The following is a 22,740-nucleotide window of genomic DNA, read 5'->3' on the forward strand; positions in this document are numbered from 1 at the left end:
GTATATACCTATTGGCAAAAAAAGTCAAGTAAATTCAGACTGGCATCAAGGATGTGTCGGACCTATACTATTTGTCATTTATTATGGTCAAAGCCTGTGCAAAAGTTCCTCATTTATGATAGAATAGGTAGTAAGAAAGAAAACGTTTTTACTACGTTTTTTTTAGTCGGAAGGGGGAAATATTATGGCTACTATTCAATGGTTTCCGGGCCACATGTCTAAGGCTCGGCGGCAAGTTCAGGAGAATTTAAAGTTTGTTGATTTTGTGACGATTTTGGTGGATGCTCGGCTACCTTTATCTAGTCAAAATCCTATGTTAACCAAGATTGTGGGGGATAAACCAAAGCTTTTGATTTTGAATAAGGCAGATCTTGCTGACCCCGCAATGACCAAAGAATGGCGTCAGTATTTTGAATCACAGGGAATTCAAACTCTGGCTATCAACTCCAAAGAGCAAGTAACTGTAAAAGTTGTGACAGATGCGGCTAAAAAGCTCATGGCTGATAAGATTGCACGCCAGAAAGAACGCGGTATCAAGATCGAAACCTTGCGGACCATGATTATCGGAATTCCAAATGCTGGTAAGTCAACTCTCATGAACCGTTTGGCAGGGAAAAAGATTGCGGTGGTCGGCAATAAACCAGGTGTTACTAAGGGGCAACAGTGGCTCAAAACCAACAAAGACCTGGAAATATTAGACACGCCAGGTATTCTATGGCCTAAATTTGAAGACGAAACCGTTGCTTTGAAACTAGCCTTGACTGGAGCTATCAAAGACCAGTTGCTTCCTATGGATGAGGTGACCATTTTTGGTCTCAATTATTTCAAAAAACATTATCCAGAAAAGCTAGCTGAACGCTTCAAACAAATGAAAATTGAAGAAGAAGCACCTGTTATCATCATGGATATGACCCGTGCCCTTGGTTTCCGAGACGACTACGACCGCTTTTACAGCCTCTTCGTCAAGGAAGTCCGTGATGGAAAGCTCGGTAACTATACCTTAGATACATTGGATGACATCGATGACGACGATTAAAGAAATCAAAGACCTTCTTGCCACTGTCAAAGAATTAGACAATCCCCTTTTTCTTGAACTGGAAAAGGATCCTCGTTCTGGAGTTCAAAAAGAAATTAACAAGCGTAAAAAAGCCATACAGGCTGAACTGGATGAGGACCTTCGTTTGGAATCCATGCTTTCCTATGAAAAAGAACTTTACAAGCAAGGAGTGGCCTTAATTGCAGGTGTTGATGAGGTCGGCCGTGGTCCTCTGGCTGGACCCGTAGTCGCTGCAGCTGTTATTTTACCTAAAAATTGTAAGATTAACGGCCTCAACGATAGTAAAAAAATCCCCAAAAAGAAACATCTGGAAATTTATCATGCTGTTCAAGACCAAGCCTTAGCAATCGGCATTGGAATCATGGATAATCAAGTCATTGACCAAGTCAATATCTATGAAGCAACCAAACTAGCCATGAAAGAAGCAATCTCCCAGCTCAGTCCGCAACCTGATCACCTCTTGATCGATGCCATGAAACTGGATTTGTCGATTTCCCAAACAGCAATCATCAAAGGAGATGCCAACTCCCTCTCAATCGCAGCTGCATCTATAGTGGCCAAGGTGACACGGGATGAATTGATGAAGGAATATGATCAGCAATATCCTGGATATGATTTTACAGCTAATGCAGGTTATGGAACTGCTAAACACCTAGAAGGACTGGAAAAACTAGGTGTCACCCCAATTCACCGAACCAGTTTTGAACCAGTCAAAACACTAGTTTCAACTAAGAAAGACAAGTAAGAGGAAATGATTATGGAGGAACGGTCAGAAACACTCAGTTCCAAGAAAGAATTTGCCTTTGCCTCAAGCACCATATTATCCCAAGTTGGCCGAGGAATTATTGTTGGTCTCGTCGTCGGACTAATCGTCGGATCCTTTCGTTTCTTAATCGAAAAGGGCTTCCACCTGCTACAAGGACTCTATCAAGATCAAGCGCACCTAGTGCGCAATCTTTTTATCATTGGTCTATTTTATTTAATCGTTTGCTGGCTTAGTGCGAAACTAACTCGGTCAGAAAAAGATATCAAGGGTTCAGGAATTCCTCAAGTCGAAGCCGAACTAAAGGGACTCATGACTCTTAACTGGTGGAGTGTTCTCTGGAAGAAATATGTATTAGGGATTCTTGCTATTGCCAGTGGCCTTATGCTAGGTCGAGAAGGGCCAAGTATTCAACTTGGAGCAGTTGGTGGTAAAGGTATTGCCAAATGGCTCAAATCTAGTCCAGTAGAGGAACGTTCCCTGATTGCCAGTGGAGCTGCTGCAGGTTTAGCTGCTGCCTTTAATGCACCAATTGCAGGTCTCCTCTTTGTTGTAGAAGAAGTCTATCACCATTTTTCACGCTTTTTCTGGGTCTCAACTCTAGCAGCTAGTCTCGTAGCAAACTTTGTTTCTCTGCTCATATTTGGCTTAACACCCGTACTGGATATGCCAGACAACATTCCTCTCATGAACCTAGACCAGTATTGGATTTACCTCCTTATGGGAGTTTTTCTCGGACTTTCTGGTTTTCTCTATGAGAAGGCTGTACTCAATGTTGGTCGAATTTATGACTGGATTGGTCAAAAAATCCATTTGGATAAAGCTTATTATCCAATCCTAGCCTTTATCCTTATCATACCAGTCGGGATTTTCTTGCCACAAATTCTCGGTGGTGGAAATCAGGTCGTTCTTTCTTTGACTGAGCAAGATTTTAGTTTTGAGGTTCTATTAGCTTACTTTTTGATTCGCTTTGTTTGGAGCATGATTAGCTATGGAAGTGGCCTCCCAGGAGGAATTTTCCTACCCATTTTGGCGCTCGGTTCCTTACTTGGTGCCCTAGTTGGTGTCATTTGTGTCAATCTTGGGCTTGTCAGTCAGGCACAATTCCCTATATTTGTCATTCTGGGAATGAGTGGCTACTTTGGGGCAATTTCCAAGGCTCCCTTAACTGCCATGATCCTCGTAACTGAGATGGTTGGAGATATTCGCAACCTCATGCCACTTGGATTGGTAACCCTAGTTGCCTATATCATCATGGATTTACTTAAAGGTGCGCCAGTCTATGAGGCCATGCTAGAAAAAATGCTGCCAGAAGAAGCAACAGACGAAGGAGAAGTCACCCTCATAGAAATCCCTGTGTCTGACAAAATCGCTGGAAAACAGGTTCACGAACTCAACTTGCCACATAACGTACTCATCACCACCCAAGTCCATAATGGCAAGAGCCAAACAGTCAACGGTTCAACTAGAATGTATTTGGGTGATATGATTCACCTAGTGATTCCAAAAAGTGAAATTGGAAAAGTCAAAGATTTGTTGCTGTAGGTTTTTTACATAATTTGTTTTACGTAAAAAACTTTGAAAGGATTCTCTATGAAAAGAAATAAGGCAATTGCGGTATATTTGCTAGGCACATTTAGCCAGATAGTATCAGTTTGTCTCCTTTTCTTTTTCTTGAATCATTTTTCTGTTCATTCCAATCTATTAACTGTTTTAGGAATCATTGTTGGTGGGATTTCTTCAGCTCTTTGGGGAATAATTGTTGCAAATCACTATTTTCATATTCCTTTTAAGAAGATCGTTAACGATTTTTTTAACATTCATACCAGTTACAAACATTATTTATTATCTTTTTTCCTTATTATCCTTGATTTTTCTTTTCTAGTGTTTAGTGGGAAAATAGTAGAATTTAGCTGGTATCTCCCATTTTTGATGTTCTTCAAATTTATTGTCTTTGGCGGTATAGAAGAGATTGGATGGCGATATGTTTTTCAACCAATCTTACAAGAGAAGCTACCATATTTTTACTCAACAATCCTAACCTTTTTCAGCTGGGCAATTTGGCATCTGTTGTTCTTTTACATAGATGGTTCCCTAGCAACTCTGCAAATTCTACCGTTTTTATTTGGATTGCTGACGAATTCTTTCATACTCTCAGCTCTTTATAACAAAACAAAGAATCTCTGGATTTGCGTTATGACACATTCGATCATTAATGTCTTGTCTCAGCTAACCATAGACACTGATCGATCTGAAACCTACCTGCTTAAAATCTTCATCATCTTGGTATCCTGCTATATGGTAATACATAAAAAAGACGAGTATAGTCGCTAGCTGTTTTGTATGAAACAGTATTATTCTTTGGAAAAGCCTCTTGATTTAAAAGGACACCTTTACTTTGCACCAAAAAAGTAATGCGTAATTTTCCCGTCAGAAATTTTCTACCTACTATTCTTAGTATGTTTTGGTGTTGACATTTTTTTTAAAAAAAGGTAAACTATTAACATGACGTGAATAAAGTTAATAGTTAGGAGATAAGATGGGAATTTTAAGAACTCATTTAGAAGCAGAGTGTGACCCACGATTAGCCGGTGAATTAGCATACAGTATTAAGGAGGCCTATCGTTTTTTGTGGGAACTCATTGATACCACACCTGTATTGCGGCACCCAGAAATGCGAAAGACTTATGGGCATATCCGACAAGCATTAGTCGATGTAGCGCTGCGATTAGTTTTAGAAGATTCATCAATGAGAACAGATGTGCAAATGTTGTCTGCAGTGAATAATAAAGTGAACGGCTATACTTATACGATGATTGAAGCAAAAGGAGCCATTATTTCTCCAGTAAAAACCAGAAGTATAAAAACAATGCCGAAAAAAGCTCTTCACAGAAGTGTGGCTAGTGTGAAAAATAAACAATTTGATCTTTTTACAACCCAAGAGGATATCAATAAGCATTATGATGCTGATAACCCACCATTTCTCCTCTTAACATACGGCGGAAAGAATCATCACCTGCAATTTGTTCAGCTGGGTTTGCCAAATGTTGATACAGAGCAATGGATTGAGAAAGTAGATATTATGAATGCCCAGCGGATTGTTGCCTCGAAAGACCAAGAGCAGACCACTCAAAAGAAACTAGATTTGACTTTAACGGAGCTGTCAGAAGAGCTTCTTAGGAGAGAAGTAAATGGAACAAGGAATATTTAGTCCCTCTAAATTAACTAAGGCTAGAATAGCCAGAGGATTAACTAAAAAAGAATTGGCTGAACGAACAGGAATATCTAGACAAATGATTTCTAATTATGAATTAGGGAAAACACATCCAGGAGCAAGTAAGTTAATGACAATTGTTGCTGAACTAGATTTTCCATACGCCTATTTTACTTCTGAACCTAAAAGGTTTTACGAAGGGGCCACTTTTTTTCGTAGTCAATCTGCGGCTACTAAAAGAGCAAGGGATATGCAAGCTGTCAGGTTAGAATTTCAAAAGGAAATTTATGATTTGCTGTCTCAGTATGTTAATTTTCCTGAATTAACTCTACCTGACATTTTAACGAAAACTATTTACGATATTACTAATAACGATATTGAGGAAAAAGCTAAAGAATTAAGAGAACTATGGGGATTAGGTAAAGATATACCAATTTCTAATCTCACTGAGATTGCAGAAGTTAATGGTATTATTGTTGTTGAGTCCAATATGTCTGATGACAAATTGGATGCAGTGTCAGAATGGATTGAAGACAGACCGTATATCATGCTGACAGATAATGGAGAATCTGCTGTACGTCGTCGTTTTAATATTGCACACGAATTAGGTCATATTTTACTTCATGGAGATATTGAAAGTATTCACGACTATACCTCTCAGGAATTAAAGAATATTATTGAGAATCAGGCAAACTATTTTGCTTCTTGTTTATTGTTACCTGAGAATGGTTTTTTAAAATCTTTGTTATCTACTAATTTAGACTTTTATATTGAGTTAAAAAAATATTGGAAAGTTTCTATTCAATCAATGATTATGAGAACTTATCAGTTAGAGTTAATCAATGATGATCAAAAATTATATTTGTTTAGGAAAATTGGCTTTAATAAATGGAAGAAGCGTGAGCCTTTGGATGATGAATTGACTCCTGAGAAACCTAGTCTTTACCGTAAAGTATTTGACTTAATTATCAGTAATGATATTTTACAAAAAAATGAACTAATTTCTAACTTATCTCTGCCCAAAGATGAGTTAGAAAAATCATTAGATATTTCAATTAATGATAATTATCAATTGGCACAAAAAGGTCCTGTATTAAGAATAGTTAAATGAAAAGTCTCAATATTATTGAGACTTTTTTTGTAGTTATAGAGTATAGATGCAATATCTACATTTGAAGACATTTCAGTTCTCACTCTAATAATGTACATTTTAAGTGGAAGTTTTGATTTTTAAAAAATTCAGTTTTATAAAAAAGTTAGACTTCTGTTTTAAGTTTCTTGTTACATCTTTCCGAAAAACTATAATTTTCTTGAAAAATATATGAGTCTATGCTATACTACTAGTAGACTTAATTATGGAGAAAATACATGAAACGTGAGATTTTACTGGAACGAATCGACAAACTAAAACAAATCATGCCCTGGTATGTTCTGGAATACTACCAATCCAAGCTTGCTGTGCCCTACAGTTTTACAACCTTGTACGAATATCTCAAGGAATACGATCGATTTTTCAGCTGGCTTTTGGAGTCTGGTATTTCAAATGTTGATAAAATGTCTGACATTCCTTTATCAGTCTTGGAAAATATGTCTAAGAAAGATATGGAATCCTTTATCCTGTATCTACGTGAACGACCTTTGCTGAATGCTAATACAGCCAAGCAAGGTGTCTCTCAGACGACCATCAATCGGACCTTGTCAGCACTTTCCAGTCTTTATAAGTATCTGACCGAGGAGGTTGAAAACGACCAGGGAGAACCCTATTTCTATCGTAATGTAATGAAGAAAGTTTCAACCAAGAAAAAGAAAGAAACTCTTGCTGCCAGAGCTGAAAACATCAAGCAAAAGCTCTTTCTAGGTGATGAAACAGAAGGTTTTCTAACCTATATCGACCAGGAGTATCCACAACAGCTCTCAAATCGTGCCCTCTCGTCATTCAATAAAAATAAAGAACGTGATTTAGCCATTATTGCCCTTCTCTTGGCGTCTGGTGTCCGCCTATCTGAAGCTGTTAATCTGGATCTAAGAGACCTTAATCTCAAAATGATGGTCATTGATGTCACACGTAAGGGGGGGAAACGTGACTCGGTTAATGTCGCTGCCTTTGCCAAGCCTTATATAGAGAATTATCTCGCCATTCGAAATCAACGCTATAAGACAGAAAAGACGGATACAGCTCTCTTTTTGACACTCTATCGGGGTGTTCCCAATCGTATTGATGCTTCTAGCGTTGAAAAGATGGTTGCTAAGTACTCTGAGGACTTCAAAGTGCGTGTAACTCCCCACAAACTGCGTCATACCCTGGCTACTAGGCTCTATGATGCGACTAAATCGCAAGTTTTGGTCAGCCACCAACTAGGACACGCCAGTACACAAGTCACTGACCTCTATACCCATATCGTCAATGATGAACAAAAGAATGCCTTAGATAGTTTGTAGAATACATAAAAATATTTATGTAAAATATAACTCATAAAAAGAAGCTGGTCATACAACCAACTTCTTTTCTTTTTATCCCACTACTGCTTCAGCGATTTCTTCACGGCTTATACCAGCAAAGTAGCGTGTGATGTCAATAGTTTCTAATGCATTGAGGACATCTTCACGTTCGTATTTCACTCCACGGAGGACATCTTCTACAGCTGCAACGTCTTCGATACCAAAGAAGTCTCCATAAATCTTGATATCTTGGATTTTTGATTCAATGACGTTGGCAAAAACTTCAACCTTACCACTAGTGAATTTTGTTCCACGACGGACGTTAAATTCAGGTGATTTACCGTAGTTCCAATCCCAAGTACCAAACTTTGTATCCTTGATGCGATTGATTTCCGCCATTTCTTCTTCTGAAAAGACGTATTCAGTCATCTCTGGGTACTCTTTTTTCATGTATTCCAATAGCAAATCACGGAATTCTTCAACTGTGATTTTTTCTGGTAATTCATTGACAATATTTGTGACACGAGCACGGACAGATTTTACACCTTTTGATTCAAATTTATCTTTTGAAACCTTGAGGGCGTTAGCAAGGACTGACAAATCAACGTCAAAGAGCAAGCAACCATGGTGCATAATACGTCCATTGATATAAGCTTGGGCATTGCCACAGAATTTCTTGCCATCAATCTCTAGGTCATTACGGCCTGTGAACTCAGCTTTAACGCCTAGTTGAGCCAAGGTATTGATAACTGGGGTTGAGAAGCTCTTGAAGTCAAAGGCCTTGTTTTCATCTTCTTTTGAAATGATGGTGTAGTTGAGGTTGTTTAAATCGTGATAAACAGCTCCACCACCACTGATACGACGGACTACCTCAATACCATTTTCGCGAACATAATCACGGTTGATTTCTTCGATAGTGTTCTGGTGACGCCCGACAATGATAGATGGTTTGTTAATCCAAAGTAGGAAGATTTGATCCTCATCCAAAAGGTGTTTAAAGGCGTATTCTTCCAAGGCGATATTAAAAGCAGTGTCGTTTGAATGATTGATAATGTATTTCATGATATCCCTTTATACGATAGAGACTGGAAAACATCTTTCCAGCCTAGTTATCTTCGTTTTATTTTTTCTTTGGTGAATGGATGGCCATTCCTAGAACATCCGCAAATGCTTCGTACATCACTTCAGAGTAGGTTGGGTGTCCGTGGATGGTCTTCAGCATTTCCTCAACAGTGATTTCCATTTCGATAATGCTTGATGCCTCGTTAATCAATTCTGCGGCTGCAGGACCAATGATGTGCACACCAAGGATTTCCCCGTATTTCTTATCAGCGATAACTTTTACGAAACCCTGAGCAGCATCAGATGCAATGGCACGACCGTTGGCTGCAAAGTTGAATTTACCGATGGCTACATCGTATTTCTCACGCGCTTGTTCTTCAGTCAAACCTACTGCTGCTACTTCAGGAAGAGTATAGATGGCTGCAGGAGTCAAGTTCAATTTGGCAACAGCATGATTTCCTTTGAGGGCATTTTCAGCGGCAACTTCACCCATGCGGAAGGCTGCGTGGGCCAACATCTTAGTACCGTTGATGTCACCTGGTGCGTAAATACCTGGAACAGATGTTTCCATGTATTCATTGACCTTGATACGTCCACGATCCAATTCAAACTCAACATCGCCAATACCTTCAAGGTCTGGCACACGACCGATTGAAAGAAGAGCTTTGCTTGCGATGATATCGTCTTTTCCTTCAATCTTGATACGAAGTTGACCATTTTCTTCGATGATTTCTTGCAATTTGGTACCTGTCAAGATAGTCATTCCTTTGCGTTCCAAAATCAAGCGAAGATTCTTAGAAACTTCAGCATCCATAGCTGGAACAATACGGTCCATCATTTCAATAACAGTCACTTTTGAACCAAATGTCATGAAGGCTTGGCCGAGTTCAATACCGACAACGCCACCACCGATGATTACGAGGCTCTCTGGAACTTCGTTCATTTCAAGAATGTCATCACTTGTCATCACAAGTGGAGATTCCATACCAGGAACGTTAATCTTGCTGACTTTTGAACCACCAGCAAGGATGATTTTCTTGGTTTCAAGCAATTCAGAACCATTTACCAAGACATTCTTGTCTTTAGTGATCGTACCAACACCCTTATGAACAGTAACTCCGTAGCTACGAAGGAGACCAGCAACACCACCTACCAAGGTATTGACAACTTTAGATTTAGTTTCTAAAAGTTTATCCATATCTACAGTGAAGTTTGGATTTTCGATGACGATACCACGGTTTGCTGCATGACCGATGTTTTCGATGATTTCAGCGTTGTGAAGGTAGGTCTTAGTTGGGATACAGCCACGGTTCAAGCAAGTTCCACCAAGTTCAGATTTCTCAACAAGGGCAACCTTACCACCGAGTTGGGCAGCTTTAATGGCTGCTACATATCCAGCAGGACCTCCACCAATCACAACGATATCAAAGGCATCATCGCTCTTGCCATCGTCGTTTGAAACACTAGCTGCGGGAGCAGGGCTAGCTTCTGGTGCTGCTACTCCAGCTGTTGGGATGTTTTCCCCTTCTTCCCCAAGGTAACCGATAACTTCCGTTACAGGGACAGTTTCACCATCTCCTTTGAGGATGGCAATCAAGTATCCATCTTCTTCGGCTTCCAATTCCATGCTGACTTTGTCAGTCATGATTTCCAAAAGGATTTCTCCTTCTTTTACAAATTCTCCGACTTTCTTATTCCATTGGACGATTTGTCCTTCTGTCATATCCACGCCGGCTTTTGGCATAATTACTTCTAAGGCCATGTCTTACTTCCTTTATCTAAAACTCTAAAATAACAATAGCTAACTTAAACCAACATTGAGATTGGGTTCTCAATCAAGGCTTTCAAGTCTTTCATAAACTTAGCACCAGCCATACCATCTACAACACGGTGGTCAATGGTTAATCCAAGGCTCATGATAGGGCGAATGACAATCTCACCATTGACAACTACAGGTTTCTCTACTGTTGAGCTAACCCCGAGGATTGCTGAGTTTGGTTGGTTAATAATCGGACCAAAGGACTGAACGCCAAACATTCCCAAGTTACTGATTGTGAAGGTTGAATTTTGCAGTTCGCTTGGAGCCAATTTACCATCCAAGGTACGACCAATCACGTCTTTAAAGGCTACTACTAACTCTGACAAGCTCATCTTCTCAGCATTGTAAACAACTGGTGTCATTAGACCGTTATCCATACCAACCGCCATCGCAAGGTTGACATAGTTATGAGTGATAATGGTCTTGCCATCTTCTGTCAATGAAGCGTTGATGTATGGGTGTTTCATCAATGTTTTCACAACAGCGAGTGAAAGAAGGTCTGTTACAGTAGTCTTCTTACCAGTCGCTTCCATAATCGGATCAAGAACCTTCTTACGAAGAGCCAGCATTTCAGTCATATCAACTTCATAGTTGAGTGTGAAGGTTGGCGCAGTTAGGTAGGATTCAACCATACGTTGCGCGATAACCTTACGCATTGGTGTCATTGGAATACGCTCAATCTCACCATAAGGAGTGATATTGTCTGGAACTTCTTCCACTTTTTCAATCTGAGCAGGAGACTTGATGGTGTCGTTTTCGATATTTTCAGGAAGCAAGGCCAAAACGTCCTTCTTCATGATTTTACCACGGTGACCCGTTCCTTGGATTTCCTGCCAAGCAATGTTATGTTCGAGGGCAATTCGTTTTGCAAGTGGCGAAATGCGAACCACGTTTGTGTCTTTATAAGTTTCCACGTCTTCTTTGTGGACACGACCGTTTGCACCTGAGCCAGAAACGTCGTAGAGGTTGATCCCTAGATCATCCGCTAACTTTCTAGCCGCAGGAGTCGCTCTTAGCTTGTCATCAGCCATGACCTCTCCAATTCTATACTAAGATATTTAGGACGAAGAGGGCAATGAAAAAATAGGAGATTGACGATGTGTTCGATGAACACAAGGAAATCTATCTTTTTTTCACAGACCTCCGTCCGAATTCAATTACATGATGTAAAGGGCGTAAAAAGCGACCGAAAAATAGGAAATCAACGCAGACTTCGATGAAGTCAAGGAGATTTATCTTTTTTCCGAGCTTTTAGCCCGTGCTCTAATCTATAATATCAAGGACGAAAAGAGTTTTGCACCTAAAAGATACAAAGTTTCTCGTCTTTTTTATTTTATTTACATAACTTATATTATGTATTATTCCTTGTTATAAGTTTTTCGGATTGCATCTTTGATGCTTTCAACTGTTGGAATCATTGCATTTTCTAGATTTTGTGCGTAAGGCATTGGCACATCTTCTCCTGCACAACGGCGGATTGGGGCATCTAGATAGTCAAATGCTTCTGATTCTGAAATAATAGCTGAAATCTCTCCAATATAGCCACTTGTTTTGTGAGCGTCGTTGACCAGAACGACCTTACCAGTCTTCTTCACTGAGTTAATGATGATATCCTTATCAAGCGGTACAAGGGTACGTGGGTCCACAATTTCAACTGAAATTCCTTCTTCTGCCAATTCTTCGGCAGCTTGAACCACACGGCGAAGCATTTTTCCATAAGTAACGACTGTTACATCTGTACCTTCACGTTTGATTTCCCCAACCCCAAGTGGAATTGTGTAGTCTGGATCAACTGGCACTTCCCCTTTTTGGTTAAATTCTGACTTGTATTCAAGGATGATAACAGGGTTGTTATCACGGATAGAAGACTTGAGCAGTCCTTTCATGTCAGCAGGTGTACCTGGAGCTACAACCTTAAGACCAGGAATGTGTGTAAACCAAGACTCTAAAGACTGAGAGTGCTGAGCTGCAGAACCAACTCCGTTACCAGCTGCACATCGGACAGTCATTGGAACCTGACCTTTCCCACCAAACATATAACGTGTTTTAGCAGCTTGGTTGACGATATTGTCCATGGCAATAACAGAGAAGTCCATGAAGGTCATATCGACAATTGGACGAAGTCCTGTCATGGCTGCTCCTGCTGCTGCACCTGAGATAGCAGCTTCAGAAATCGGACAGTCACGGACACGTTCTGGACCAAATTCTTCGAGCATTCCAACAGAAGTTCCGAAGTCCCCTCCAAAGACACCTACGTCTTCTCCCATCAAGAATACATTTTCATCGCGACGCATTTCCTCAGACATAGCAAGGATAATGGTGTCACGGAACGACATTGTTTTTGTTTCCATTTTTATCTCTTTCTCCTTAGTCTGCGTAAATATCTTCAAATGCTGATTCAAGCGGTGGGAATGGACTTTCTTCTGCAAATTTAACAGAAGCTTCTACTGCTTCCTTGACTTGTGCTTGAATTTCTTCCAATTCTTCTGCACTTGCAATGTTGTTCTCAACGAGGTAGTTACGAAGGTTTTCGATTGGGTCTTTTTGTTTCCACAATTCCACTTCTTCACGCGTACGATATTTACCAGGGTCAGATGATGAGTGGCCAAGCCAGCGATAGGTTACACTTTCGATCAAGACTGGGCCATTGCCACCACGAACATGATCTACAGCTTTCTTAAATCCTTCATAAACATCGATGACATTGTTCCCATCTTCGATAAACATTCCAGGAATTCCATATGCCGCACTACGTTGATGGATATGCTCCACATTGGTCATTTTCTTGATATCCGCAGAAATCCCATAACCGTTGTTAATGCAGTAGAAAATAACAGGAAGTTTCCAAATAGAAGCCATGTTCACTGATTCGTGGAAAACACCTTCGTTGGTCGCACCATCTCCAAAGAAGCAGACAACGATTTTACCAGTATGTTGCATTTGCTGACTGAGGGCTGCACCGACAGCGATTCCCATACCACCACCTACGATACCATTGGCACCAAGGTTACCAGCATCCAGGTCAGCGATATGCATAGAACCACCTTTTCCTTTACAGGTTCCAGTGTATTTCCCGAGGATTTCAGCCATCATTCCATTGAGGTCAATCCCCTTAGCAATAGCTTGCCCGTGTCCACGGTGATTTGAGGTAATCAGATCATCTGGATTAAGAGCCAGCATCGCTCCGACGTTAGCAGCTTCCTCTCCGACAGAAAAGTGAGTCATACCGGGAACTTTTCCCTTTTTCACTAACTGAGCAATTTTTAAGTCCATGCGACGGATTTCTTCCATCTTACGGAACATCTCTAGCAAAAGATTCTTATCTAAAGTTGACATAATCTTGCCTTTCTAACTTTGTTCTTACCTTACTATTTTACCTTTTTTAGTATACACTGTCAAAGTATATGGCTAATAAAATTTCACAATATAAAAAAATAAATCCCTGTTAAAACAGGGATTCTCTCTAGTTAGAGCATTTTTTCACAAAGTTGTTTTTCAGGATAATTTCTTGAAATTAGCTCAATCTTTTCATTATGGTTTTCAAACGCCATTGATACAAACAACCAGAAACAATCAAGCTGGCTATTAACCCAATCCAGTAAGCAAATGCCCCTAAGTCAGTTACTTGATCTAGTAAATATCCTAGAGGTATCGCTACTCCCCAATATCCGATTAAGCCAAGATAGAAAGGAACGATAGTGTCCTTATACCCTCTTAAAATTCCTTGGAGCGGAGCCGCAAAGGTATCAGCTAGCTGGAAAAAGAGACTGTAGGTTAGAAATACAGCAGTTGTTTCAATGAACTGAGAGTCATTCCCATATAGACTTGCTACACGATCTCTAAAAATGTAGAGAAAAGATAGGGTAAGACCTGCAAAAATAAGGGCGGTTACTCTCCCCAGACGAGCATAGATTTTTGCATCCTCAAAACGTTTGGCCCCCACCTCGTAAGACACAACAATCGCCATAGCAGAGGAAATACTCATAGGAAAAGCATACATGAGACTCGAAAAATTCATAGCTGACTGGTGACTGGCAATGATGAGCGATGAAAACTTAGCCATGATTAGTCCAACCACGGAGAAAATGGCTACTTCAGCAAATACGGTTCCCCCGATTGGTAGACCTAATCGAACACCTTCCTTGATTTTATCTATATTTAGTGGAATGCGTTTTTCAAGATGTAACGCTTTTAATCTTTTTTGTTTGAACAAAACAAGCAGGGAAATGCCCAATAAAACCCAATAGGCTAGCGAAGTTCCTAGCCCTGCTCCTGCGCCACCAAGCTCAGGGAAACCGAAAGCTCCATATATCAAGAGATAGTTAAAACCACTATTGAGCGGAAGTAATAGGAGCATGAGATACATAGATAGTTTGGTCAAACCAAGAGAATCTAACAATGACCGAATGACACTAAAAAGCAACAAGGGAATAATCCCGATAGAAAGGTACCAAAGATAGGAAACTGCAACTGCCGCCACTTGAGCTTCTAGTCCGATGTTGTTTAAGACAGGTGGCGCTAAGAATACTACCATTCCAAGCAAGACCAAAGACAGTCCGAAAGCCAAGTAGATAAATTGGTAAAAATCAGATGCTACTTCTTCCTTTTTGCCCCGTCCCAGATGATGGCCTATGATGGGAACCATGGCCGAAACAATCCCTGTTAAAAAAGTAAAGAAAGGATTCCATAGACTCGTTGCAGTTGATACTCCTGCTAAGTCCATGGTATTGTACTGCCCAGTCATGGTTGTATCAACAAATGAGGCAGAATAATTGGCAAACTGATAAATCAGGATAGGAAAAAATATCTTAAGAAATAAGACAAATTTGTCTTTAAATTGATGGGTTGGATACATATACGCTCTCTATTCTTATAGTTTATAGAGCAGAATCCCATCTATTTTTTGTAGACGATTTGTCCCTTACAGATGGTATATTTAACTTGCCCTTTTAAAGTTTCACCGATAAATGGAGAATTAGCTGATTTTGAAGCAAAGTTTGGACCAACAGTACGATCAGCCTTGGCATCAAAGATAGTGATGTCCGCTGGACCATTCTCAGCCAAATAACCTGCTTCAAAGTTGTAAAGCTTGGCTGGATTAACAGTCATTTTTTCTAGCAATTCCATCAAGCTCAACTCACCAGCTTCCACCAAATAAGTCAAACCAAGAGAAAGAGAGGTTTCCAAACCGGTCATACCAGATGGTGCTTTGGTGATATCTTCTACATTTTTCTCATCTGCATGGTGAGGAGCGTGGTCCGTTGCGATAACTGTGATAACACCTGACTTGAGACCTTCGATAACGGCACGACGGTCTGACTCCAAACGAAGTGGAGGATTCATTTTGGCATTGCTTCCTTGAGTTAAAAGAAGAGCTTCTGTCTTAGAGAAATGCTGTGGCGCTACTTCTGCTGTGACCTGCGCCCCTAATCCCTGAGCAAACTCCACTACCTTGACACTTTCTTCCTTAGACAAATGCTGAATGTGCACATGGGCCTTTGTTGCATAGGCAATCATAACATCACGCGCAATCATAGCGTACTCAGCAACCCCAGTCGCTCCACAGATATGAAAATGTTCCTTAGCGATGTTTTCGTTAAATCCAAGAATCCCATTCAAACCAGGATCTTCCTCATGAAGACTAATAAAAGTATTAAGTTTTTTAGCTTCTTCCATGGCTTCCTTGACCACTTTACTGCTCTCAAGCGGAATACCGTCATCAGAAAAACCAACCGCACCTGCTTCTAAAAGCGCCTTAAAGTCTGTCAAGTCTTGGCCATTAAAGTTCTTAGTAATGGTCGCAACTGTCTTGACGTTAATCTTTTCCTTGGCAGCTGACTGGAGAACTTCTTGAAGAGTCTCTACATCCGAAATGGTTGGACTAGTATTAGCCATCATAACAACGGTTGTAAAGCCACCTGCAGCGGCTGCTAGGGCCCCAGTATGGATGTCCTCCTTGTGGGTTTGACCAGGTTCACGGAAATGAACATGGATATCAACCAGTCCAGGAGCTACCACAAGACCCGTAGCGTCAATCACTTCTGCTCCTTCTTCCTTGATTTCGGGCGCAATTTTGACAATTTTTCCGTCTTGGACCAAAACATCACACACTTGATCCAAACCAGACTTGGGATCCATTACACGACCATTTTTGATAAGTAGCATCTGCTTTCTCCTTTATTCATAGAAATCAACTTGGGTATCCAATAATTTATCCCCATCATAAACAAACTTGGCTGAAAAGAAGGGTTTATCTTCTAAAAGCCACTCAACAAAAGTGTGATCACCCTCCCAAGTTGGCTTGCTCAAAACTTCATCATAGGGAACCCATTCCAGCGTCCCCTCATTGCAGTCAATCAAGTTACCCTCAAACTCCGTCACCTTAAAAACATAGGTGTACCAGTCTAAATCTGGTGTGAATTCTGGAAAAGTGATAACACCTTTTAGAACCGGCTTGGCTTTGAGCCCTGTTTCTTCGAGGATTTCACGCGCTGCACATTCCTGTGGAGTCTCACCTCGCTCTAGCTTTCCACCCACACCAATCCATTTGCCTTCATGGACATCGTTGGGCTTCTTATTGCGATGGAGCATGAGCAGTTCTTTTCCGTTATCAATGTAGCAAATCGTCGCTAACTGAGGCATATTCTCTCCTTATCTAAGCCAATCGATTGGCTCTTGTCCTGTCTCTTTTAAGAATGCATTGGCCTTGGAAAAAGGCTTGGAACCCCAAAATCCTCTATAAACCGATAAAGGACTAGGATGGGCTGATTCGATAATCAAGTGGTGAGGATTGGTAACCAAGGACTTCTTCTTACGTGCATATGCTCCCCAGAGTACAAAGACTACAGGTCTGTCTAGAGTATTTACAACCTGAATCACAGCATCTGTAAATGGCTCCCATATTTGACCAGCATGACCATTGGCCTGACCAGCAGGAACCGTCAAGCAAGTATTGAGAAGTAAGACACCTTGCTCAGCCCAAGCTGTCAAATCATGGGATTCCTTAACTCCAACATCATCAGCTAATTCTTTCAAGATATTTTGCAAGGATGGCGGAGCTGGAATAGCATCTGGAACCGAAAAACTCAAGCCCTGCGCCTGACCTGGTCCATGATAAGGATCCTGCCCCAGAATCACCGCCTTAACCTCTTCAAGCGGTGTAGTTAATAGAGCCTGAAAAACTTTTTTCTTGGGTGGGTATACAGTTCCCTGAGCATAGACCTGATTCATAAACTGATTGATTTTCCCGAAATACCCCTCAGGTAATTGCTCCTTAATCAAAGCATGCCAAGACGAGTGTTGCATCTTTCTCTCCTTTACCGTATCCATCTAAAAGCACGTCTTAATTCATCCGTACCATTCTCAAAAAAGCATAGGCCGTGTGCAAGTATAATCTTATCAGGTTCCCAGTTTAACATACGGGAAAAGGAAACCTTTGCCTCTATTTGTCTTCTAAAAAAGGTCATCCTATAATCGATAGGAGTTTGCCCATCAGGGGCTGTTACTCGGGCTAAACGATAAACTTTTCTTCGGATTGGACTAGCTATCTTTTCTGGTTCAAAATTCTCTATAAGGTCCGTTACAATGAGTGTTTTAGTCGATTTATGAAAAAACACCACTTCTTCAATCACAGAACTTCCCTTAAAAATAAGTTGATCAATCTCGTCAGACCATAAGTCAGGAGACTCATCTGTTAAGGGAGCATCAAATACCAGCTTTACTTTCTGACTTTTCGCTCTCTCTTCAACTCCTGGACTAGACCATGCTTGCGCATGAGGATATCTTTTTTTCCAATCTGCAATATAGGTATAGTGAATCTTATTTGGAGAAATCAGGTAAGCGACTCTGCCCAAAGCATCCAGTTCAGTAAAGAGCTCCTCGTTTGGCGCGATAGGAGAATGAATCCAGAGTTTGCCATCATTTAACTTAACCACCGTCATACGTGTCTGAAAAGGTAGTTTGAAGATCTTCATATCCATTTGAATCAGATCACCGTCTACTATCCAGATATTTTGATCAACTTCCTTTAGTGTATACAATGGTGCATAAAGAGAAAGAGCTGGTCTTGACATCATTTACTACTCCTTCATTTTTACTGCCTCTATTATAGCAAAAAGTGGCTATTGAAACCACTTTTTACAGTTCTTATATATACTGTTATTCATCCTAGTATTGGACATTAGTATTCACAGTATCAATCAGCCATTAAAAACTTTTCGATTGAATCAATAGCATAGGAAAGTTGATTATTTACAGACATCATCCGTTCAAGATTAGCGTCCATATAGTAGAGTTCAGATAAACCACCCCTAGGGAGAAAGAGTGAATAGTGGATATTCATCTTCTCTCGAGTACTTAACTCTATATGATTGCTTATGATATACTTTAACTCTTTTAACGTATTTACTTGAGCAATCACACCTTTTAACTGATATTGCTCGATGAGGTTTAGTAAATTGTCAATCTCTTCAATGACTTTAGCTTCCATATCATCCCCTCTTAGGAAAAGCACTACATAGCATCCAAACAATCCAGCAAGTCCTGGTAAGAATGGACTTCATAAGTTGGCTGGGCTTGTGTGTGATTTTCAAGGCGATGAGGGTTGTACCAGATAGTGTCAATTACAGCATTATTACCACCTTGAATATCAGCTGTAAGGGAATCTCCAATCATCAGCGTCTTTTCTTTATCAAATCCAGCAATCTCTTGACCGATTTTTTCATAAAATAGTGCATCAGGTTTTTGAGTTTGCAACTGCTCAGAGATAAAAACTTGGTTGAAACAGGGAGCCAGACCTGATTGAGCCAGACGACCCGTCTGAATGGCAGTAATGCCATTTGTCGCAGCATACAAGTCATAATCACGTTCGATGAGGCTGTCCAAAAGTTCATGAGCGCCCGAAAGAGTTTGCCCCTGCTGGGCTAGAAAAAACTGGTAACGCTGAGCAAGTAACCTACCGTCTTTCTCCAGTCCAAAATGAGCAAATAAACGAGAAAAGCGCGTGTTAATCAGCTCTTGTTTACTAATTTTCTTTTGCTCCAAGTCTTTCCAGAGAGCCTTGTTCATCGGAACGTAATAATCTTTGTAGGCTTGGATATCCTCAACTCCTTCTTCCTTTAGAAGTTGCGTCAAAGCCACATCCTCAGCAGCATCAAAATCAAGCAAGGTGTGGTCGAGATCGAAGAGTAGAAATTTGTAGGACAATTTGAGAGTTTTCCTTTCTAAGTGAGAACAAGTTACTAGTATTTATTAGGGAAATATTCTTTTCCCAACTGCCATAAATACTGATCAATCTCTTTAAGATTAAATTCTTCTAATCCGTAGTATTCTCTAAAAGCAATAATTATATTTTTAAATTTTTGATAATCTTTTAGGTCTGCATTCTTAAATTTAGAAAATTTATCTGTTTTTCTAAAGTATTTCAATACCTTTTCTACGTAGCTATCATAAATAGGGTATTCTTTAGGATTGTGATGGGAACAGTATTTAGTAGAAAAAGAATAAAACTTTCTAGTTACACCATTGATCGTAACATTTTGAATTTCATTGACTAAAGTTACATCACCTTGTCTCAACCTCTCGTCAATTTTAAGACTCAGTATATGTTCTGCAACTGGATAAACTGAAAAAATATTTGTGCTGTAAAAATCATTCAACGTAGCAACCTTTAATAAGATGTCAGAAATTTCTTCGTTGCTTGGCAATAGCTAAAAAAATAATTTATCTAAAGCATCTTCTTGCAACTTATAATTTTTAAGATTTTTCCACGATTTCAAGTATTTTCCTACTTCGCTGGCTGACGGTTTAGAAATAACAATATCTGATTTCTGTCTTCTATTATAGTTAATTTGCATACTTATCTCTCTTAAAGTAGTTATTAAAAAATGATAGATTTATTATAGCATATTACAAAACGAATGGGTAACCTCCTCATTCCCCCTACCCCAACTCCTTGGCTATTCTGCTCTTTTCAAGTTTCCCCTTGGTAATTCGTTTCCATAAAACAAGTGGGTTCAAACTATAAGATAGGCGTAGGAGGAAATAATTAACCCATTCGATAAGGGCAAAAAGTTGTATCAGTGTGGCTAAGATGGCTACTTGGAGACTCTGTGTATTCCAGAAAATAAAAGGAAAGCCTAAAATAAGTAAAACAAGGTCTAGTATTCTGAAACCACCATATAGTTTAGGGACATTTCCGCTTCCGAACTGAGGTTTCGACAGCCTTCTAATCAAAATCGCCCAATAGATTAAACCTTGAAGCAAAATAAATGTCAGTAAAGACAAAGGATAGAGAACAGTTACTAGACTATTCCAATCAGCAAGCCGGTTTTTCAAAAGGAAAAAACAAAACCAAAAGGATAGGACGGCTGTGAACTCTCCCAAACAGAGGGACACCAACTCTTTTCTAACTTTCTCTTTTTGTATGTTCATCATCTCCCCCATCTATCTATCATCCTATATCAGAAAAAAAGCCATTCGAACCAGTTTCTAGTCAACATTTCACAGAATAAAGGCATTCTAAGAATAGAACAGCCCAATTTCTTTAATATAAATGCAATCCTAAACTTAAAATTACATTAAAATAAATGTTTTAGAGCTATTCTAAGTCTATGATAGCCTTGAATTTTAATTTTTGAAGGATTCTAAAGCTAAAATTGTTCAAAAATCACGAGAATGAAGCTATTCGAAGCTTAGAAGAACCTTTTCTAAATTTCATTAGCACTTCAACTAGCTATTCTTACAATTTTTCTGATGAGCTTTGAGTTTTTTAATAGCCCAATCATAGTGGCTGGAAGTGGCACTCACAAAGTAGGAGCCTAGACTTGTCCCACCCGTCCACTTATAGACACCTTTGTTAAAGAGTTGGTCATTGCTAAAGCCTTCCATCAACTCTAAAACCTCTTTATGCGATTGCTCTAGTAACCTAGTCGCTTCTTCTAAAGACGTTTTCTGGTGTTTCTTCCAAATAGCGACATTCATTTCCCCATAAGTTTTCCAATTATAAGGTTCAGGGAGAAAAGATCTTTCATGACCCTTTTGATTGGAATGTACCCAGGTCAAAAGCAGCTGATGCCATTCATAGAGATGGATCAGGACATCCCGTAAATTTTTATCTCTATTCCAGTGAGCTTCTTTTTTCTTTTTGTCTTTTGAAAAATCAAAAGGAATCCGTAGCTCCTCTTCACTTAATTTAGATATAAGGTGATTGAGCTTTTCATAGTTTTCCTTAGAGGCTAACACTAGCTCATCTTTTGTTTTTGGTCTTGGCATAGGATTTCTCCCCTCATTTTCTAGTAGGTTAAGGTGTTTTCTTACTTCATTATACCATAATCAAAAAACAGTTCTTCTTTTTACGAAAAACTGCTTTTACTGACTAGTTATTTTATACTTATAGTCACTACTTTACATATAAATCTCTAAAGCGGTCATCCACTTCAGCTATCTGATAGAGCAAGTGGGCTAATTCTTGGTAATCTTCTTTTAAACACGAAAGGTGAGCTTGACCAAATAAAGAAGCCAATTCCTCTTTTAATCTTGCCCCTTCGGGATCATGGTCTTTTAAGAATTTACTGAGATAGAGATTTCGAACAGCAGCAAGTTTAAAGCTGAAATACTGATGCAATTGCTTTTGCTCCGTATTTAAGCCGTTTTCAGCAATTGCTTTTGCATAACATTCCAAGACATTACTTTGTCCATCCAGATATCTGGATCTCATAATCCTCGCCGTTTCTTGATAGATTTGAGTTTGACTAGGACTCTTGACCTTCTTAAAATTTCCCCACATGGAGTATGCTCCACGCTTATAGTCAATAGCTTCTGCCTTCCAAGCTTCTAAAATGTCATTAAAAGCAACCTTCATACAGGCAAAACCAGCTGGATCATGCAAATAGAGATACTGACCATCAACAGCATACACTATTACAAAGTGATCTACACCATAAAGCATTGTGTGATTTGGATTGTAAGTCAAGTGGCCCATATCAAGAGGACCCAGTACGACTGGTCCATTGGACAGAAACGTTTCCAACTTTCCTTTAATCTCTTCCAAATCTACTTCTGTTCCATTTTTTAGATAGAAATCCTCATAGTCAAAACCTAGTATTTTTAAGGAATGTGAGATGGAAAGGTCTGGCATTCCATTATCAAAGAATACTAGAGGGTGCTGCTCATCTTCCTTTACGATACTAGCGCCATTTCCCATCACCATAATTGCCTCTAAAAACTCTGCTTTAAAGTCATAACCATAGGCGTCGAGTGCCATTGCCAATGAATAGCTATAGCAAAGTGATACATCTCCAAAATACATCTGCATATTCCTGCCTCCTTATCTTCTATGGGACTATTATACCGAGATAACTTTACTCATACCCCATAAATTCCAAACA

Annotated in this window: 22 protein-coding genes and 1 pseudogene; 7 read left to right on the top strand and 16 right to left on the bottom strand. The window is 39.7% G+C overall.

What is annotated here, in order from left to right; genetic code table 11:
• Nucleotides 1–184: 184 nt before the first annotated feature.
• The 7 genes from ylqF to xerS all read left to right on the top strand — a co-directional run bounded on the left by ylqF (nt 185) and on the right by xerS (nt 7,473).
• Nucleotides 185–1,036, top strand: a complete 852-nt coding sequence (ylqF, locus tag FD735_RS05280; RefSeq protein WP_000201310.1) for a ribosome biogenesis GTPase YlqF — start codon at nt 185–187, stop codon at nt 1,034–1,036.
• Nucleotides 1,023–1,802, top strand: coding sequence for a ribonuclease HII (locus tag FD735_RS05285; RefSeq protein WP_139658655.1), 780 nt, complete (start codon nt 1,023–1,025; stop codon nt 1,800–1,802). Before ylqF ends, FD735_RS05285 begins: the two co-directional genes overlap by 14 nt.
• Nucleotides 1,803–1,814: 12 nt before the next feature.
• Nucleotides 1,815–3,365 (top strand): ClC family H(+)/Cl(-) exchange transporter, encoded by a 1,551-nt coding sequence (locus tag FD735_RS05290; protein WP_139658656.1) that lies wholly within the window; start codon nt 1,815–1,817, stop codon nt 3,363–3,365.
• A gap of 48 nt (nt 3,366–3,413) precedes the next feature.
• Nucleotides 3,414–4,154 (top strand): CPBP family intramembrane glutamic endopeptidase, encoded by a 741-nt coding sequence (locus tag FD735_RS05295; protein ID WP_139658657.1) that lies wholly within the window; start codon nt 3,414–3,416, stop codon nt 4,152–4,154.
• A 205-nt stretch (nt 4,155–4,359) separates the two neighbouring features.
• Nucleotides 4,360–5,031, top strand: a complete 672-nt coding sequence (locus FD735_RS05300) for a hypothetical protein (RefSeq protein WP_000512118.1) — start codon at nt 4,360–4,362, stop codon at nt 5,029–5,031.
• Nucleotides 5,012–6,145 carry an ImmA/IrrE family metallo-endopeptidase gene (locus tag FD735_RS05305; RefSeq protein ID WP_000434809.1) on the top strand — a complete coding sequence of 378 codons (1,134 nt, stop codon included), beginning with the start codon at nt 5,012–5,014 and terminating at the stop codon, nt 6,143–6,145. Before FD735_RS05300 ends, FD735_RS05305 begins: the two co-directional genes overlap by 20 nt.
• Nucleotides 6,146–6,402: 257 nt before the next feature.
• On the top strand, nt 6,403–7,473 hold the full coding sequence (gene xerS, locus FD735_RS05310; RefSeq protein WP_139658658.1) for a tyrosine recombinase XerS: 1,071 nt from the start codon (nt 6,403–6,405) through the stop codon (nt 7,471–7,473).
• A 72-nt stretch (nt 7,474–7,545) separates the two neighbouring features.
• On the opposite strand, the gene FD735_RS05315 is transcribed toward xerS, so the two are convergent.
• The 16 genes and pseudogenes from FD735_RS05315 to FD735_RS05390 all read right to left on the bottom strand — a co-directional run bounded on the left by FD735_RS05315 (nt 7,546) and on the right by FD735_RS05390 (nt 22,667).
• On the bottom strand, nt 7,546–8,535 hold the full coding sequence (locus tag FD735_RS05315; protein WP_061420980.1) for a lipoate--protein ligase: 990 nt from the start codon (nt 8,533–8,535) through the stop codon (nt 7,546–7,548).
• 58 nt (nt 8,536–8,593) lie between these two features.
• On the bottom strand, nt 8,594–10,297 hold the full coding sequence (lpdA, locus tag FD735_RS05320; protein WP_139658659.1) for a dihydrolipoyl dehydrogenase: 1,704 nt from the start codon (nt 10,295–10,297) through the stop codon (nt 8,594–8,596).
• A 44-nt stretch (nt 10,298–10,341) separates the two neighbouring features.
• Entirely contained in the window at nt 10,342–11,385 is a 1,044-nt protein-coding gene (locus tag FD735_RS05325) for a dihydrolipoamide acetyltransferase (protein WP_000752714.1), read from the bottom strand.
• Between the two features lie 327 nt (nt 11,386–11,712).
• Nucleotides 11,713–12,705 (bottom strand): alpha-ketoacid dehydrogenase subunit beta, encoded by a 993-nt coding sequence (locus FD735_RS05330; RefSeq protein ID WP_000448714.1) that lies wholly within the window; start codon nt 12,703–12,705, stop codon nt 11,713–11,715.
• 16 nt (nt 12,706–12,721) lie between these two features.
• Nucleotides 12,722–13,690, bottom strand: coding sequence for a thiamine pyrophosphate-dependent dehydrogenase E1 component subunit alpha (locus FD735_RS05335; RefSeq protein WP_139658660.1), 969 nt, complete (start codon nt 13,688–13,690; stop codon nt 12,722–12,724).
• Between the two features lie 178 nt (nt 13,691–13,868).
• Nucleotides 13,869–15,209 (bottom strand): MATE family efflux transporter, encoded by a 1,341-nt coding sequence (locus FD735_RS05340; RefSeq protein WP_139658661.1) that lies wholly within the window; start codon nt 15,207–15,209, stop codon nt 13,869–13,871.
• A 41-nt stretch (nt 15,210–15,250) separates the two neighbouring features.
• Entirely contained in the window at nt 15,251–16,519 is a 1,269-nt protein-coding gene (locus FD735_RS05345) for a dihydroorotase (protein WP_076984553.1), read from the bottom strand.
• 12 nt (nt 16,520–16,531) lie between these two features.
• Entirely contained in the window at nt 16,532–16,996 is a 465-nt protein-coding gene (locus FD735_RS05350; protein WP_050227747.1) for an 8-oxo-dGTP diphosphatase, read from the bottom strand.
• Between the two features lie 9 nt (nt 16,997–17,005).
• On the bottom strand, nt 17,006–17,659 hold the full coding sequence (locus FD735_RS05355) for a uracil-DNA glycosylase (protein WP_139658662.1): 654 nt from the start codon (nt 17,657–17,659) through the stop codon (nt 17,006–17,008).
• An 11-nt stretch (nt 17,660–17,670) separates the two neighbouring features.
• A complete protein-coding gene (locus FD735_RS05360; RefSeq protein WP_139658663.1) occupies nt 17,671–18,426 on the bottom strand; it encodes a DUF4336 domain-containing protein in 756 nt (251 codons plus the stop codon).
• 122 nt (nt 18,427–18,548) lie between these two features.
• The gene (locus FD735_RS05365; protein ID WP_061427397.1) at nt 18,549–18,842 is read right to left on the bottom strand and encodes a hypothetical protein; all 294 of its coding nucleotides are present in this window, start codon (nt 18,840–18,842) and stop codon (nt 18,549–18,551) included.
• 23 nt (nt 18,843–18,865) lie between these two features.
• Complete coding sequence (locus FD735_RS05370) at nt 18,866–19,558, bottom strand: YjjG family noncanonical pyrimidine nucleotidase (RefSeq protein WP_139658664.1); 693 nt, start codon at nt 19,556–19,558, stop codon at nt 18,866–18,868.
• 35 nt (nt 19,559–19,593) lie between these two features.
• Nucleotides 19,594–20,208: pseudogene (locus FD735_RS05375) on the bottom strand (hypothetical protein).
• A gap of 85 nt (nt 20,209–20,293) precedes the next feature.
• Nucleotides 20,294–20,797, bottom strand: coding sequence for a hypothetical protein (locus FD735_RS09940; RefSeq protein WP_139658665.1), 504 nt, complete (start codon nt 20,795–20,797; stop codon nt 20,294–20,296).
• A 285-nt stretch (nt 20,798–21,082) separates the two neighbouring features.
• Nucleotides 21,083–21,625: a ClbS/DfsB family four-helix bundle protein gene (locus tag FD735_RS05385; protein ID WP_139658666.1), complete on the bottom strand. Its 543-nt coding sequence runs from the start codon at nt 21,623–21,625 to the stop codon at nt 21,083–21,085.
• Nucleotides 21,626–21,752: 127 nt separating this feature from the next.
• Nucleotides 21,753–22,667: a peptidase gene (locus tag FD735_RS05390; RefSeq protein WP_139658667.1), complete on the bottom strand. Its 915-nt coding sequence runs from the start codon at nt 22,665–22,667 to the stop codon at nt 21,753–21,755.
• Between the last annotated feature and the right edge of the window lie 73 nt (nt 22,668–22,740).

The sequence above is a fragment of the Streptococcus sp. 1643 genome (assembly GCF_006228325.1).
Taxonomy (GTDB): Bacteria; Bacillota; Bacilli; order Lactobacillales; family Streptococcaceae; genus Streptococcus.